Source organism: Streptomyces sp. LaBMicrA B280 (assembly GCF_049222185.1).
Classification (GTDB): domain Bacteria; phylum Actinomycetota; class Actinomycetes; order Streptomycetales; family Streptomycetaceae; genus Streptomyces; species Streptomyces murinus.
In genome coordinates this window covers 76306-91001 of record NZ_JBMJCT010000008.1, presented here as the reverse complement: position 1 = coordinate 91001, position 14696 = coordinate 76306, and the positions used below count along the sequence as shown (strand labels likewise).

Below are 14696 nucleotides of genomic sequence, written 5' to 3'. Positions count from 1 at the left end.
GCCGGGTGCGCGCGCGGGCGGTCACTTGAGTACGAGTGACGTCCACGTCTTGACCCACTGATCACGGTTGGCGGCGATCTTCTCGGGGGCCATCGTCTCGGGGTGCCGGGCGGCCGGACCGTACTTCGTGAAGTCCGCGGGCACCTGGGCGCCGGCGACCACCGGGTAGACGTACATGTTCAGCGGCATGTCCTCCTGGAACTCCTTGGAGACCAGGAAGTCGAGGAACGCCTTGGCGCCCTTGGGGTTCTGCGCGTTGCTCAGCAGCCCGGCGAACTCGATCTGCCGGAAGCAGGTGCCGGTCGCCACGCCGGTGGGTGCGGTGGCGGGGCGCTTCTTGGCGTAGATCACCTCGGCGGGCGGGGAGGAGGCGTACGACACGACGAGCGGCCGGTCGCCGCCGGCCTTCTTGCCCTCCGAGGAGCCGGAGAACTCCTGGTAGTAGGCCTGCTCCCAGCCGTCGACGACCTTGACGCCGTTGGCCTTGAGCTTCTTCCAGTAGTCCTGCCAGCCGTTGTCCCCGAACCGCGCGGCGCTGCCCAGCAGGAAGCCGAGGCCGGGCGAGGCGGTGGCCGCGTTCTCGGTGACCAGGAGGTTCTTGTACGCGGGCTTGGCGAGGTCGGCGTAGGACTGCGGCGGCGCGAGGTGGTGCTTGCTGAAGTACGCCTTGTCGTAGTTGACGCAGATGTCGCCGTGGTCGACGGGCGTGACGCGGTGCTTGCCGTCGAGCTGGTACTGGGCGCCGACCTTGTCCAGGCCCTTGGCGGTGTACGGCTGGAACAGCCCGTTGTCGAGGGCGCGCGAGAGCAGGGTGTTGTCGACGCCGAAGAGGACGTCGCCCTGCGGGTTGTCCTTGGTCAGGATGGCCTTGTTGACGGCCTGTCCGGCGTCGCCGTCCTTGAGGACGCGGACCTTGTACCCGGAGCGCTTCTCGAAGTCCGCGAGCACGCTCTTGGAGACGGCCCAGGAGTCATGGCTGACGAGCGTGACGGTCTTGCCGTCCGCCTTGTCCTGGCCCTGGGTCGAGCCGCACGCGGACAGCGCGACCAGGCCGAGCCCGACCGCCGCGACCACGAAGGTCTTGTTGTGCACTTGGTTGTCCTCCTGGGGTTGACCAGGAAGAACGCGGCCCTGTCCGGAGGATCCGGACAGGGCTCAACAGCTTGAGTAGTGACCGAACTTCCTACCCAGAATGACCTGGGCGAGGTTCAGAGGGTCTGCGGCCTGATGCCGCACTCTCAGCGCTGTGGCGCTCCCCTGTCGGAATATGAAGATGTTTCGACTATTTCAACGGCGGGCCCAGACTACCGCTCGGTGGCGGCGAGCTGACCACAGGCTCCGTCGATCTCCTGCCCACGGGTGTCCCGGATCGTCACCGGCACACCATGGGCGGCGATCGCCTCCACGAACGCCTTCTCGTCCTCGGGCCGCGAGGCCGTCCACTTGGAGCCCGGCGTCGGGTTCAGCGGAATGAGGTTGACGTGCACGGGCCTGCCGCGCAGCAGCCGGCCGAGCCGGTCGCCGCGCCACGCCTGGTCGTTGATGTCACGGATGAGGGCGTACTCGATCGACAGCCGGCGCCCGCTCTTCTCGGCGTACTCGAACCCGGCGTCCAGCACCTCGCGCACCTTCCACCGCGTGTTCACGGGGACGAGGGTGTCGCGCAGCTCGTCGTCCGGGGCGTGCAGCGAGATCGCCAGGCGGCACTTGAAGCCCTCGTCGGAGAACCGGTGGATGGCCGGCACCAGCCCGACGGTGGAGACGGTGATACCGCGCTGGGAGAGACCGAGGCCGTCCGGCGCCGGGTCGGTGAGCGCGCGGATGGCGCCGACGACCCGCTTGTAGTTGGCGAGCGGCTCGCCCATGCCCATGAACACGATGTTCGACAGCCGCGCCGGGCCGCCCGGCACCTCGCCGTCGCGCAGCGCCCGCATGCCGTCCACGATCTGGTGGACGATCTCCGCGGTGGACAGATTGCGGTCCAGGCCGGCCTGCCCGGTCGCGCAGAACGGGCAGTTCATCCCGCAGCCCGCCTGTGAGCTGATGCACATGGTGACCCGGTCCGGGTACCGCATCAGCACGGACTCCACGAGGGTGCCGTCGAACAGCTTCCACAGCGTCTTGCGGGTGGTGCCCTCATCCGTCGACAGATGCCGGACGACCGTCATCAGCTCCGGGAACAGCGCCTCGCGCAGCTTCTCCCGGGAGCCGGCCGGGATGTCGGTCCACAGCTCCGGGTCGTGCGCGTACCGCGCGAAGTAGTGCTGGGACAGCTGCTTGGCACGGAACGGCTTCTCACCGATCCCGGCCACCGCTTCCTTGCGCTCGGCGGGCGAGAGATCGGCGAGATGCCGCGGCGGCTGCTTGGCTCCGCGCGGCGCGACAAAGGTGAGTTCTCCGGGCTTGGGCATGGTGGTACCAGTGTCGCAGATCCATTGGAGTGACCCGCGGCATGCGCTCGCCCCGGTCCCCCCGTCCGCATCCGCCGTCTACATCGGGGCGGGCTTGATCATCGCGAAGGGGGCGCCCTGGGGGTCGGCGACCACGGTCATCCGGCCGGCCATCATGTCGAAGGGCGGGGCCAGGACCGTGCCGCCGCTTCTGACCAGGGCGTCCACGGTGGAGTCGACGTCGTCGACCGCGAAGTAGCTGAGCCAGTGGGCCGGGGTGCCGGGCGGGTCGTCGGCGAGCTGGGTGACGCCGCCGACCGCGCGGCCGCCGACCAGCAGCGCCCAGTAGGAGTCCGCGCCCTCCATGGGCTCGATCTCGATGCCGAACGCCTCGCCGTAGAAGCCGGTGGCCCCGGGCACGTCGCTGGTGTGCAGCTCGTTCCAGGTCAGCGCGCCGGCCTCGTTGACCACCTGGGCGCCGGAGAACTCGCCGGGCTGCCAGACACCGAAGACGGCGCCCTGCGGGTCGGCGGCGATCAGCATGCGGCCGAGGCTGCCGACGTCCATCACCGGGACCAGCAGGGTGCCGCCCGCCGAGACGATCGCGTCCTGGGTGGCCTGGGCGTCGGTGGACGCCAGATAGCTGGTCCAGACGGTGGGTGGCGGCTCCGGCATGTCCTGGGGCTTGGGGCCGAGCCCCGCCACGGCCTTGCCGTGCAGCTCGCAGACCGTGTAGCCGCCGAACTCGGCCGGTCCCGGCTGACCCTGCCAGCCCAGCAGGTCGCGGTAGAAGTCCAGCGCGGCCTGCTGGTCCGAGGCCATCAGGTCGACCCAGCACGGGGTGCCGGTCGCGTACGGAGTGGTGACTTCGGGCATCTCTCGCTCTCCCTACCAGGGGCCACGCCAGGGGCCGCTCTTTGTCACCATCGTGTGGCCAAACGTGAGCGCCCGCGCGTCAGGGACGAGGCCCTGGGGGGACCGGGTGATCCCTGGGGTGCCGGGTGAGCGGACGGCCGTACGACGACGGGCCCCGGCCCTGGGGAACCAGGACGGGGGCCCGTCGTCGTACGGACGTGACGACGCGCGCCACCGGGTTTCGCGCGCGCCACCGGGTTTCGTCAGGTGGAGCCGACGAAGAGCACCAGCAGGAGCCAGACCACCGGCGCCGTGGGCAGCAGGGAGTCCAGGCGGTCCATGATGCCGCCGTGCCCGGGGAGCAGGGTGCCCATGTCCTTGATGCCCAGGTCCCGCTTGATCATGGACTCGCCGAGGTCGCCCAGGGTGGCGCTGGCCGCGACCGCGAGGCCCAGCAGCAGGCCCTGCCACCAGTGGCCGCCGTCGATCAGGAACTGCATGCACAGCGCGCCCACGACCATCGCGAACGACACCGCGCCGAACAGGCCCTCACGGGTCTTGCCGGGGCTGATCCGGGGGGCGAGCTTGTGCTTGCCGAAGCGCCAGCCGACGGCATAGGCGCCGGTGTCGCTGACGACGGTGAGCAGCAGGAAGGTCAGGACCCGCCAGGGACCGTCGTCCGCGGTGAGCATCAGGGCGACGAAGGTGGCCAGGAAGGGCACGTAGAACGCCGCGAAGACACCGGCCGTGACGTCCTTGAGGTAGCCCTCCGGTGGCTCCGTCATCCGCCAGACCAGCACCGCGAGCGCGGTGAGGGCCATGGCGACCCAGGCGCCCTCGGCGCCGCGCACATAGCCGGCGACCACCATCGCCGCGCCACCGACCGCGAGCGGCACGAGCGGCGCCTTGATCTCCTTGCGCTCCTGGAGCCTGCTGGTCAGCTCCCACAGGCCGACGACGACGGCGACCGCGATCACACCGACGAACACGGCCTTGACGATGAACAGCGACGCGATGATCACCACGCCGAGGCCCACGCCGACGCCTATGGCCGCGCTGAGGTCGCGGCCCGCGCTCTTCTTCTGCGGCGCCGGCGTCGGCTGCGGGGCGTCGGGCATGGGTACCGGATTCTGGCTCGGGCTCGGGCTCGGGCTCGGGGTCGGAGCCGGGGTCGGCTGGGGCGTCCCGTACGGGGGCTGCGGCTGCGACCCGTAGGGCTGCTGCTGTCCGTACGGCGGCCGCTGCTCGAACGGCTGCTGCGGCGGCTGCTCGTACGACGGCGGCGCCCCCGTAGGGGACTGGGTCCCGTAGGGGTCGTACGGTCCCGAACCCATGGGCGGATGCGGGGTGCCGTGGCCAGGCCCCCGCTCGTACGGCGACCGCTCCCCGTAGGGGGGCTCGGTGCCGTACCGCGGCGGTGTCCCGTACTGCGGCTGGGGCTCGTCCCGGAACAAGGGGCCGCTCAGCCGAGCAGCCCCCCGGGTGTCGTCCTGGTCTCCGCCATACGCGGGTACATCGGGCACGATGGGCATGGGGCGCGTCTGCTGCGCCGCGGGCGCGTCGTACGCGGGACCCGCCGGGGCGTCCCCGCCCTGGGCGGGCCCACCCTCGGTGGGCCCCCAGTAGCCGGTCTGCCCCGCCGGTGGCGGCGCCCCCCAGGAAGAGTCGCTCATCAGACTTCGAGCAGCTCCGCTTCCTTGTGCTTGAGGAGCTCGTCCACCTGAGCGACGTACTTCGACGTCAGGTCGTCCAGCTCCTTCTCCGCACGGCGGCCCTCGTCCTCGCCGGTCTCGCCATCCTTGATCATCTTGTCGATGGCGTCCTTGGCCTTGCGGCGCACGGAACGGATGGAGACCTTGGAGTCCTCGGCCTTGCCCTTGGCGACCTTGATGTAGTCGCGACGGCGCTCCTCGGTCAGCTCGGGGAACACCACCCGGATGATGTTGCCGTCATTGCTGGGGTTGACGCCCAGGTCGGAGTCGCGAATCGCCTGCTCGATGTTGCGCAGCGCGCTCTTGTCGAACGGCGTGACGACCGCCATCCGCGGCTCCGGCACGGAGAACGAGGCCAGCTGGTTGATCGGCGTCAGGGCACCGTAGTAGTCGGCCACGATCTTGTTGAACATCGCCGGGTGCGCACGGCCGGTGCGGATCGCGGCGAAGTCCTCCTTGGCGACCACGACGGCCTTCTCCATCTTCTCCTCGGCTTCGAGGAGGGTCTCTTCGATCACCACTTGCTCCTGCGTGTCTTGAGTAAGGCCCGGCTGCGGTTCCTCAGCGGTTCGCCGGCCGGCTGCGTCGCGTCTTCTTCCTGCACGGTTCCCGACCGGCAGGACATTGTCCATCCCCCGGCCGAGGCGCGTCCCGTCCGTCCCTCGGACAGGTGTCGTACCCGGGCGACGGGGGCGTGCCGGTCAGTTCCGGCTGCCGTGGTCACCCACCAGCGTGCCGATCTTCTCACCCTTGACGGCACGGGCGATATTGCCCTCCGCGAGAAGCTCGAAGACGAGGATCGGGAGCTTGTTGTCGCGGCACAGCGTGATGGCGGTGGCGTCGGCGACCTTCAGGTCCCGGGTGATGACCTCGCCGTAGCCGAGGGCGTCGAACTTGACGGCGTCGGGGTTGGTCTTGGGGTCGGAGTCGTAGACCCCGTCCACCCCGTTCTTGCCCATGAGCAGCGCCTCGGCGTCGATCTCCAGGGCGCGCTGGGCGGCGGTGGTGTCGGTGGAGAAGTAGGGCATGCCCATACCGGCGCCGAAGATGACCACGCGGCCCTTCTCCAGGTGGCGCACGGCGCGCAGCGGGATGTACGGCTCGGCGACCTGGCCCATGGTGATGGCGGTCTGCACCCGGCTGTCGATGCCCTCCTTCTCCAGGAAGTCCTGGAGGGCGAGGCAGTTCATCACGGTGCCGAGCATGCCCATGTAGTCGGAGCGGGCACGGTCCATGCCGCGCTGCTGGAGTTCGGCGCCGCGGAAGAAGTTGCCGCCGCCGATGACGACCGCGACCTGCGCGCCGTCCCGTACGACGGCCGCGATCTCGCGAGCGATCTTGTGCACCACGTCCGGGTCGACACCCAGGCCGCCGCCACCGGAGAACGCCTCTCCGGACAGCTTCAGCAGAAACCGGCCGCGTACTTTGCCGTCGTCGCTCTTCTGGGCCTTGTCGGTCATGGGAGATCCCGCCTCTTTCACGTGTTGCACATACGAAGAAGGCCATTGCCGGTGGGGTCGCTATTCGCTCCCATACTCGGCAATGGCCTCCTCGTCAGATCTGCTGCCGTCCGCCCCACACCCGGGTGTGGCGGTGGTCGCGGACGACTGCTGTCGACCCTATCGGGATTTCTCCGCGGGTCGCGCGTCGATCGCGGTACGGACTCAGATGCCGACCTTGATGCGCGTGAAGCGCTTCAGGGTGACACCGGCCTCGTCCAGCACCTTCTGGACCGACTTCTTGTTGTCCAGCGCGTACGGCTGGCCAAGCAGGGTGGCGTCCTTGAAGAAGCCGTTGACGCGACCCTCGACGATCTTGGCGATCGCGGCCTCGGGCTTGCCCTCGGCGCGGGTCGTCTCCTCGGCGATGCGACGCTCGGACTCGACGACCTCGGCCGGGATGTCCTCCTTGGCCAGGTACTTCGGCGCGAACGCGGCGATGTGCTGGGCGATGCCCTTGGCGACGTCGGCGTTCGGCTTGTCCAGCTCGACCAGGACACCGATCTGCGGGGGCAGGTCGGGCATGGTGCGGTGCATGTAGGCGGTGACGTAGCCGTCGGAGAACTGCGCGAAGCGGTCCAGGACGATCTTCTCACCGAGGTTGGCGTTGGCCTCGTCCACGAACGCCTGGACGGTCTTGCCGGCCTCGATCTCCGAGGCGAGCAGGGCCTCGAGGTCGGCCGGGGAGGTCTTGGCGACGTGCTCGGCGATGGTCTTGGCCACGGCCTGGAACTTGTCACCCTTGGCGACGAAGTCCGTCTCGCACTTCAGCTCGACCAGGACGCCGGAGGAGTTGTCGTCGGCGATGATGGAGACCACGGCGCCGTTCTCGGCGGAGCGGCCCTCGCGCTTGGCGACGCCCTTCTGGCCCTTGATGCGCAGCGCCTCGACGGCCTTGTCGACGTTGCCCTCGGCCTCGTCCAGCGCCTTCTTGCAGTCCATCATGCCGGCGCCCGTGAGCTCACGGAGCTTCTTGACGTCGGCGGCGGTGTAGTTCGCCATGAGTCAGTGAGTCTTTCTCGAAGTCTGGGAGATCTTCAGATCCGCACGGTTTGCGATCCACATGTAGTCGCAGAGCGCATATGTCGTACCGACCTATGGGTGAACAGCGGGGGCGGAGTTGATGTCGCCGCCCCCACTGTCAAACGCTGACGCGGCGGATCAGGCCTGCTCGCCCTCGGCGGCCTTCTCCTCGGCCGGAGCGGCCTCGGCGGCGGGAGCCTCGGTGGCCTCAGCGGCCGGAGCCTCGGCGGCCGGAGCCTCGGTGGCCTCGGCGGCGGGGGCCTCGGCAGCCGGAGCCTCGTCCTTCTTCTCACCCTCGAGCAGGTCGCGCTCCCACTCGGCGAGCGGCTCGGACGCGGCCTTCTCGCCCTTGTCACCGGTGGCGACGCGCGAGCGGGAGATGAGGCCCTCGGCGACGGCGTCGGCGATCACGCGGGTGAGCAGGGTGACGGAGCGGATCGCGTCGTCGTTGCCCGGGATCTTGTAGTCGACCTCGTCGGGGTCGCAGTTGGTGTCGAGGATCGCGACGACCGGGATGTTCAGCTTCCGGGCCTCACCAACGGCGATGTGCTCCTTCTTGGTGTCCACGATCCAGACGGCGCTGGGCACCTTCTGCATCTCGCGGATACCGCCGAGGGTCTTCTCCAGCTTGGCCTTCTCGCGGGAGAGGACCAGCAGCTCCTTCTTGGTCAGACCGGAGGCCGCGACGTCCTCGAAGTCGATCTGCTCAAGCTCCTTGAGGCGCTGCAGACGCTTGTAGACGGTCGAGAAGTTGGTGAGCATGCCGCCCAGCCAGCGCTGGTTGACGAAGGGCATGCCGACGCGGGTGGCCTGCTCGGCGATGGCCTCCTGCGCCTGCTTCTTCGTGCCGACGAACATGACCGTGCCGCCGTGGGCGACGGTCTCCTTGACGAACTCGTAGGCGCGGTCGATGTACGACAGCGACTGGAGCAGGTCGATGATGTAGATGCCGTTGCGCTCGGTGAAGATGAAGCGCTTCATCTTCGGGTTCCAGCGACGGGTCTGGTGACCGAAGTGGACGCCGCTCTCCAGCAGCTCCCGCATCGTGACGACGGCCATGGCCATCTCCTTGAGTTTCTCGGTTGTGCCGCGTCCGCCGGACGGCGGTCGCGCCTGACGCCCGCGTGCGCCGTGCCGCGAAGGACCGAGAGGCGCTTGGTACGGACCGTTTCCGGATGCCGTACCGGGGCGTGCGAAGTCGACCCGGTGACCCGGATCGCCAGAAGAAGTGTACGGGACCGCCGGGCCACCGGGTGACGCAGCTGTCCACAACCGGGGAGTAGCCCACAGGTGAGGAGGCCGGGGCGGTGGGGTGCGGGACGGTGGGGGCATGCGACGACGTGTGTGGTGCGGGGTGGGCTGGGCGGTCCTGGTGACGGCCTTGACGCTGATCGGGTACGGGCTCGCGTTCGGGAGTCGGGCGTGGGCGGGGGCGGCGGGGCCGGGACCCTCCCGGGCGGGGTCTTCGGCTCCGGCTCCGGCTGCGGGCGTGGCTTCGGAGTCGGCCGGGGCCAGGGCTGGGACCGGGACCGAGGCCGGGGCCGATGTCGCAGTGCCCGCGATCGCCCGGGTCTGGCCGGTGGGTGTACGGCCGTCGGTCCTGCGCGGCTGGGAGCCACCGGCGACACCGTACGGGCCCGGGCACCGGGGCGTGGATCTGGCGGCCGCGCCCGGGAGCCCGGTACGGGCGGTGGCGGCGGGCCGGGTGGCCTTCGCGGGCCGGGTGGCCGGGCGCGGAGTGGTGACGGTGGAGCTGGCGGGGACGGGGCTGCGCACGACGTACGAACCGGTGAGCCCCTCGGTGGCGGAGGGGGCGGAGGTGGGGGCGGGCGACGTGGTCGGGGTGGTGGTGGCGACGGGTGCGCACTGCGGGGCCACGGCCTGTGTGCACTGGGGTCTGCTGCGCGGCGGGACCTATCTGAACCCCTTGTCCCTGCTGCCGCCGTGGCTGCTGGGGCGGGGGCCGTCGAGACTGCTGCCGGTGCTCACCGGCTGACTCCAGGGCGCTCAGCCCTGTACGCCCCGAAGCGCCATCCTGACCGCGGCCTCCGTCACCGCCGCCGGGTCCTCCGCACCGATCTCGATCCGCCGGACCGCCGCGTCCACGACGCCCTGGAGCAGCATCGCCGCCAGCCGCGGCTGCGCCTGCCCCAGCTCTCCCAGCGCCTCGACGATCATCGCGACCAGCTCGCCGTGCGCCGCCCTGATCTTCTCCCGGGCCCCGGCGTCCAGCTCGCTCGCGGAGATCGCCACGACCGCACGGTGCCGCCGGTCCCCGACGAGGGCCAGCTGCCGGCGGACGTACGCCGCCACCTTCCCCTCGGGTGAGTCCGCGCGCTCCATGGCCGCGGCCACCTCCGCCGCCCACAGCGGGAAGTCGACCTCGCACAGCTCCTCGACCACGGCCGCCCGGGACCGGAAGTACTCGTACACCGAGGAGCGCGCGAGCCCCGTGCGCTCGGCCAGCGCGGGGAAGGTCAGCGCTTCCGTCCCGCCCTCGGACAACAGGGAACGAGCCGCGTCCAGCAGGGCGGCTCGCTGCATCGACCGGTGCTCGGCCACGGAGGCCGCTCGAATCCTTGGCACGTCGACCACTTTAGGACGCGCCCTCGCGAACCGGCGTCCGCTCAGCGTCCAAAGCTCGCCAGCTTGGCCCGCAGCTGGAGCACCGACTTGGTGTGGATCTGGCTGACCCGGCTCTCGGTGACCCCGAGGACATTGCCGATCTCGGCGAGCGTGAGGCCCTCGTAGTAGTAGAGCGTGACGACGGTCTTCTCCCGGTCGGGCAGCGTGTTGATGGCCCGCGCGAGGAACCTCCGCAGCTCCCGGTCCTCGGCCACCTCCACGGGGTTGTCCGCGGCGGTGTCCTCCAGCGTGTCCATGAGGCTGAGCCGGTCCCCGCCCTCGCCGCCGACATGCAGCAGCTCCTCCAGGGCGACCACGTTGGCGAGCGACAACTGGCTGAAGACGGCGTGCAGTTCGTCCACCTCCATGCCCAGCTCCGCGGCCACCTCGCTCTCGCTCGGGGTGCGCCGCAGCCGGGCCTCCAGGGTGGCGTAGGCGCGCTCGACATTGCGCGCCTTCTGCCGCACCGAGCGCGGGATCCAGTCCAGCGCCCGCAGCTCGTCGATCATGGCGCCGCGGATCCGGGTGATCGCGTACGTCTCGAACTTGATCTCCCGGTCGATGTCGAACTTCTCGATCGCGTCGATCAGCCCGAACACCCCGGAGGAGACGAAGTCGGCCTGCTCCACATTGGGCGGCAGGCCGACGCTCACCCGCCCCGCCACGTATTTCACGAGCGGCGAGTAGTGCAGGATCAGCTGCTCCCGCAGCCGTTCGTCCCCCGTCGCCTTGTACGACCGCCACAGCTCGTCGAGCGTCGAGGGAGCGGGCGGCCGCACGCTGCCACCGTCGCGGGCGGCTGGGGGGATCGCCGCCCGGTCGGACCCGGAGGTGTGCTGGGGCATTCGTCGCCTTGTGCCGTTCTGCCGTGAAGTGCCGTCAAGTGCCGTGACCGTGTGTGCGGTGCGGGGAGGTCATGGGTCGAAAGGGGGCCGCCTGGGTGAGGTGTCGGTCTGATGTCGAGTTGGGTGGTCTGTGGAGACGTCTTCGTGAGCGTAGCGTGACTGGGGAGTCGCGGTGCGCGAACGGCGAGGCGCCACCCCTGCGCGGGTCCCGGAGGCCCCTTCGGCATCACCTTGCGCAGCTCGCTCTGTGTGATGGCCGATGGGCGCCAACTCCGGGAAACCCCAAGGGCGTCGGGTGTTCCCCCGGACGGCCGAACACGCTCGGTCAGCACGGGGGGCGACCCGTGCGGGCCGAGATCACCGCCTGGCGTGTCAACTTCCAGCCATCGCCGTGTCGTTCGACGTAACCAAGCGCTCGGAGTTCGTACAGTCTCGCGATCGCCTCGTCCGGGGTGGTGCGGGCGGCCGCGGCGATCTCCCCGGCCAGGGACGCGCGGTCGCCGGGGAGCGCGGCGAGGACGGTCCTGGCGGCCGGGGTCAGCAGGTCGCGGGGCAGCACCGGACCCCTGCGGGGCGGGGCCAGGTCACCCATGTCGCCGACGAGTTCGGCCACCTCGGCGGCGTCGGTGACCAGGGTGGCCTCGCCGCGCAGCAGTTCGTGCACCCCGGCGCAGAGCGCGCTGGTGACCGGGCCCGGTACGCCCATGGTGTGTCTGCCCAGGCGCTGCGCGGCCCGCGCGGTGGCCAGCGAGCCGCTGCGGCAGGCGGCCTCCACGACGACGGTGCCCCTGGTCAGGGCGGCGATGACGCGGTTGCGCAGGATGAAGCGGCTCGGGGTCGGGTGGTCGCCCGGGGGCAGCTCGCCGATCACCAGGCCCTGTTGCGCGATCCGTTCGATCAGGTTGGTGTGGCCGCGGGGGTAGGGCCGGTCGACGCCACCGGCCAGGACGGCGACGGTGGCTCCACCGGCGGCGAGGGCGCCGCGATGGGCGGCGGCGTCGATGCCGTAGGCGCCGCCGGAGACGACGACCCAGCCGCGCTCCGCGAGGCCGGCGGCGAGGGTGGCGGCGACGTGGGCGCCGTACTCGGTGCAGGCGCGGGCGCCGACCACGGCGACGGAGCGCAGGGCCCACAGGCGCAGGCTGGGGCCCCCGCGGACCCAGAGCCCGAGGGGGCGGGCGTCCGCGAGATCGTCCAGCTGGCTCGGCCACTCGGGGTCCCCCGGCGCGACGAACCGGGCGCCCGCGGCCCGCGCCTGCGCGAGATCCCGCTTCGGCTCGGCCCGCGCGCCGCGCGCCACCAGCCCGGCCCACCGCACCTCGCTGACCCCCGGCAGCGCCTCACCCCCGTCCCTGACCCGCCGCATCACCTCCCTCACCCCGAACTCCCTCACCCAACGCCCCCCGACCTCGTCCCCGGGCTCGATCACCCGCCCCAGGAAGATCCGGCCGAGTGTGTCCTCGTCCACGGTGGGATCAGGGACCGGCCGAGCGGCCCCGGCCGACCCGCGGCCCGGGAAGGCGGTCTGACTACGCCCCGTCCCGGAGCCGCGTGCCTCGGCCGCACCAGGACCGGCCTCGATCCGGTCACCTCCAGGGCCAGGAGTCGGTGGCCCCTTCTCGGCCGGTCCCTGGGTCGACCGGCCGGGTTCGGGAGCAGCACCGTTCATGTCAGCGCGCCGATGGCCATCGGGACCCCGCGGGGGACGCCGGTGCGCAGATGCAGGGCGAGGGCGACGTCGGTCGCGCCGGGCCGGTCGTGCCCGACGAGGTCGGCGACCGTCCAGGCGACGCGCAGCACCCGGTCGATGCCGCGAGCGGTGAGCACGCCCCGCTCCAGATTGCGCTCGGCCTCGTCCATCGCGCCGCTGACGGCCTGGAACCGGCCGCGCAGCTCTCTGCCGGGCACCTCGCCGTTGGTGCGCCAGGGTGTTCCGGCGAGGCGGGCGGCCGTACGCTCCCTGGCCGCCCGGACCCGGTCCGCGACGGTCGCCGTGGACTCTCCTCGGGCGCCCGGCGCGGTGAGCTGGGCCCGGGTGAGCGGATCGACCTCGACGCGCAGGTCCACCCGGTCCAGAAGGGGTCCGGAGAGCCGGGCCTGGTAGCGGCGGATCACCGAGGGCGGGCACTCGCACAGGGCGTCGCGCTGGGAGAAGCGGCCGCAGGGGCAGGGGTTGGCGGCCAGCACCATCAGGAAGCGCGAAGGAAAGCGGACCACTCCCGCGCTGCGCGCGATCACGACATGCCCGGACTCCAGGGGCTGCCGCAGGGCGTCCAGGGTCTGGCTGTGGAACTCGGGCGCCTCGTCCAGGAACAGCACACCGCGATGGGCGAGGGACACCGCCCCCGGTCGCGCGATGCCGGGGCCGCCGCCCACGAGCGACTGCATCGTCGCCGAGTGGTGCGGGGCGCAGTAGGGGGCGATGTCGATCAGCGGCCTGCCCGGTGGCAGCAGCCCTGCCACCGAGTGCACCGCGGTGACCTCCAGGGACTCCTCCCTGGTGAGTCTCGGCAGCACGGCGGGCAGGCGTTCGGCCAGCATCGTCTTGCCCGCTCCCGGCGGCCCTTCGAGGAACAGATGGTGTCCCCCGGCGGCGGCCACCTCCACGGCCGTACGGGCCGAGGTCTGGCCGACGACGTCCGCGAGGTCGTGCTCGGAGTCGTGCTGGGCCGCGCCGAGGCTGTGCATGCCGGTGGCGGCGCCGGTGCCCGGCATCCGCAGCCCGGCCAGCAGCGGGTCGGGGCGGCCCAGTTCGTGGGGCTCCTCCTCGGGCACGGGTTCCTCGGCCAGTACCGCGATGAGCTGGCGCAGACTGCGGACGCCGAGCACCGAGACGCCGGGGACCAGCGCGGCCTCGGCGGCGGCGCACTCGGGCACGACCACCTGCTCGTAACCGGCGTCGGCGGCGGCCAGCACGGCGGGCAGGATGCCGCGCACCGGGCGCACCCGGCCGTCCAGGCCCAGCTCGCCGATCATGACGATGTCGGCGAGGACCCGGGGGTCGATGCGTTCGGCGGCCCCGAGCACCGCGCAGGCCACGGCGAGGTCGAAACCGGAGCCGGCCTTCGGCACCGAGGCGGGGCTGAGGCCGACCGTGAGCTTCTTCTGGGGCCATTCGGCGCCGGAGTTCACCACCGCCGCGCGCACCCTGTCCCTGCTCTCCGTCAGGCTCTTGTCCGGGAGGCCGACCAGGGTGAAGGCGGCGACGCCGGGTTCGAGGTCGGCCTGGACCTCGACGACCACGCCCTCGACGCCGACGAGGGCGACGGAGCAGGTGCGGGCGAAAGCCATTCAGGCCACCCCCCTGGCGTGCTCGACCCGGGGTGCGCCGCGGCCGGGGACGAGGACGCCGACCAGGTCGATGCGGACACCGCCCGGTGGGGCGCCGCCATGGGCGTGGATCCAGTGTTCGGCGAGGTCGCGCAGCCGGGCGGCCTTCTCGGGGGTCACCGCGGCCATGGGATGTTCATAGCGGTCGCCCGCGCGGGTCTTGACCTCGCAGACGACCAGGACCTCGCCGTCCCTGGCCACGATGTCGATCTCGCCGCTGCGTCCGGCGCGCCAGTTGCGCGCCAGGATCGTCATCCCGCCCTCGGCCAGCCGCCGGGCGGCCAGATCCTCTCCGTACCTGCCGATCGCTTCTCGTGCGTTCATGTCGGCACCACCTCCGGCGCCAACCGTCACGCATCCCGCCCCACCGAGTGGATCTTGGTGGGCTACCGGGCGGTTGTGGAAAACCCTGTCACC

General features: G+C 71.3%; 14 protein-coding genes. 1 reads left to right on the top strand and 13 read right to left on the bottom strand.

Annotation, left to right across the window (positions count from 1 at the left end; translation table 11 throughout):
* Nucleotides 1-21 precede the first annotated feature (21 nt).
* From ACLF5H_RS08160 to rpsB, 8 genes are all read right to left on the bottom strand, one after another.
* Nucleotides 22-1092, bottom strand: a complete 1071-nt coding sequence (locus tag ACLF5H_RS08160) for a thiamine ABC transporter substrate-binding protein (protein ID WP_421675382.1) — start codon at nt 1090-1092, stop codon at nt 22-24.
* 212 nt (nt 1093-1304) lie between these two features.
* Nucleotides 1305-2411 (bottom strand): 23S rRNA (adenine(2503)-C(2))-methyltransferase RlmN, encoded by a 1107-nt coding sequence (gene rlmN / locus ACLF5H_RS08155; protein WP_421675381.1) that lies wholly within the window; start codon nt 2409-2411, stop codon nt 1305-1307.
* A gap of 78 nt (nt 2412-2489) precedes the next feature.
* Complete coding sequence (locus tag ACLF5H_RS08150; RefSeq protein ID WP_421675380.1) at nt 2490-3266, bottom strand: VOC family protein; 777 nt, start codon at nt 3264-3266, stop codon at nt 2490-2492.
* 242 nt (nt 3267-3508) lie between these two features.
* A complete protein-coding gene (locus tag ACLF5H_RS08145) occupies nt 3509-4777 on the bottom strand; it encodes a phosphatidate cytidylyltransferase (protein WP_421675462.1) in 1269 nt (422 codons plus the stop codon).
* Nucleotides 4778-4917: 140 nt separating this feature from the next.
* The gene (gene frr / locus ACLF5H_RS08140) at nt 4918-5475 is read right to left on the bottom strand and encodes a ribosome recycling factor (RefSeq protein ID WP_037654542.1); all 558 of its coding nucleotides are present in this window, start codon (nt 5473-5475) and stop codon (nt 4918-4920) included.
* Between the two features lie 183 nt (nt 5476-5658).
* Nucleotides 5659-6417 carry a UMP kinase gene (pyrH, locus tag ACLF5H_RS08135; protein ID WP_046421052.1) on the bottom strand — a complete coding sequence of 253 codons (759 nt, stop codon included), beginning with the start codon at nt 6415-6417 and terminating at the stop codon, nt 5659-5661.
* Nucleotides 6418-6621: 204 nt separating this feature from the next.
* The gene (gene tsf, locus ACLF5H_RS08130) at nt 6622-7458 is read right to left on the bottom strand and encodes a translation elongation factor Ts (protein WP_421675379.1); all 837 of its coding nucleotides are present in this window, start codon (nt 7456-7458) and stop codon (nt 6622-6624) included.
* Between the two features lie 159 nt (nt 7459-7617).
* Nucleotides 7618-8538, bottom strand: coding sequence for a 30S ribosomal protein S2 (gene rpsB, locus ACLF5H_RS08125; protein ID WP_421675378.1), 921 nt, complete (start codon nt 8536-8538; stop codon nt 7618-7620).
* Between the two features lie 430 nt (nt 8539-8968).
* Between rpsB and ACLF5H_RS08120 the strand changes: the two genes are divergently transcribed.
* Entirely contained in the window at nt 8969-9475 is a 507-nt protein-coding gene (locus ACLF5H_RS08120; protein ID WP_421675377.1) for a peptidoglycan DD-metalloendopeptidase family protein, read from the top strand.
* Nucleotides 9476-9486: 11 nt separating this feature from the next.
* Here ACLF5H_RS08120 and ACLF5H_RS08115 read toward each other — a convergent pair whose 3' ends face one another.
* The 5 genes from ACLF5H_RS08115 to ACLF5H_RS08095 all read right to left on the bottom strand — a co-directional run bounded on the left by ACLF5H_RS08115 (nt 9487) and on the right by ACLF5H_RS08095 (nt 14633).
* Nucleotides 9487-10041: a TetR/AcrR family transcriptional regulator gene (locus ACLF5H_RS08115; RefSeq protein WP_421675461.1), complete on the bottom strand. Its 555-nt coding sequence runs from the start codon at nt 10039-10041 to the stop codon at nt 9487-9489.
* Between the two features lie 65 nt (nt 10042-10106).
* On the bottom strand, nt 10107-10949 hold the full coding sequence (gene whiG / locus ACLF5H_RS08110) for an RNA polymerase sigma factor WhiG (RefSeq protein WP_421675376.1): 843 nt from the start codon (nt 10947-10949) through the stop codon (nt 10107-10109).
* A gap of 325 nt (nt 10950-11274) precedes the next feature.
* Nucleotides 11275-12618 carry a DNA-processing protein DprA gene (dprA, locus tag ACLF5H_RS08105; RefSeq protein ID WP_421675375.1) on the bottom strand — a complete coding sequence of 448 codons (1344 nt, stop codon included), beginning with the start codon at nt 12616-12618 and terminating at the stop codon, nt 11275-11277.
* The gene (locus tag ACLF5H_RS08100) at nt 12615-14240 is read right to left on the bottom strand and encodes a YifB family Mg chelatase-like AAA ATPase (RefSeq protein ID WP_421675374.1); all 1626 of its coding nucleotides are present in this window, start codon (nt 14238-14240) and stop codon (nt 12615-12617) included. Before ACLF5H_RS08100 ends, dprA begins: the two co-directional genes overlap by 4 nt.
* Nucleotides 14241-14633 carry a YraN family protein gene (locus ACLF5H_RS08095; RefSeq protein WP_421675373.1) on the bottom strand — a complete coding sequence of 131 codons (393 nt, stop codon included), beginning with the start codon at nt 14631-14633 and terminating at the stop codon, nt 14241-14243.
* Between the last annotated feature and the right edge of the window lie 63 nt (nt 14634-14696).

Coding starts and splice junctions, on each gene's coding strand:
- rlmN (WP_421675381.1), bottom strand. CDS start 2,411: ATGCCCAAGCCCGGAGAACTCACCTTTGTCGCGCCGCGCGGAGCCAAG.
- ACLF5H_RS08150 (WP_421675380.1), bottom strand. CDS start 3,266: ATGCCCGAAGTCACCACTCCGTACGCGACCGGCACCCCGTGCTGGGTC.
- ACLF5H_RS08145 (WP_421675462.1), bottom strand. CDS start 4,777: ATGCCCATCGTGCCCGATGTACCCGCGTATGGCGGAGACCAGGACGAC.
- pyrH (WP_046421052.1), bottom strand. CDS start 6,417: ATGACCGACAAGGCCCAGAAGAGCGACGACGGCAAAGTACGCGGCCGG.
- tsf (WP_421675379.1), bottom strand. CDS start 7,458: ATGGCGAACTACACCGCCGCCGACGTCAAGAAGCTCCGTGAGCTCACG.
- rpsB (WP_421675378.1), bottom strand. CDS start 8,538: ATGGCCGTCGTCACGATGCGGGAGCTGCTGGAGAGCGGCGTCCACTTC.
- whiG (WP_421675376.1), bottom strand. CDS start 10,949: ATGCCCCAGCACACCTCCGGGTCCGACCGGGCGGCGATCCCCCCAGCC.
- dprA (WP_421675375.1), bottom strand. CDS start 12,618: ATGAACGGTGCTGCTCCCGAACCCGGCCGGTCGACCCAGGGACCGGCC.
- ACLF5H_RS08100 (WP_421675374.1), bottom strand. CDS start 14,240: ATGGCTTTCGCCCGCACCTGCTCCGTCGCCCTCGTCGGCGTCGAGGGC.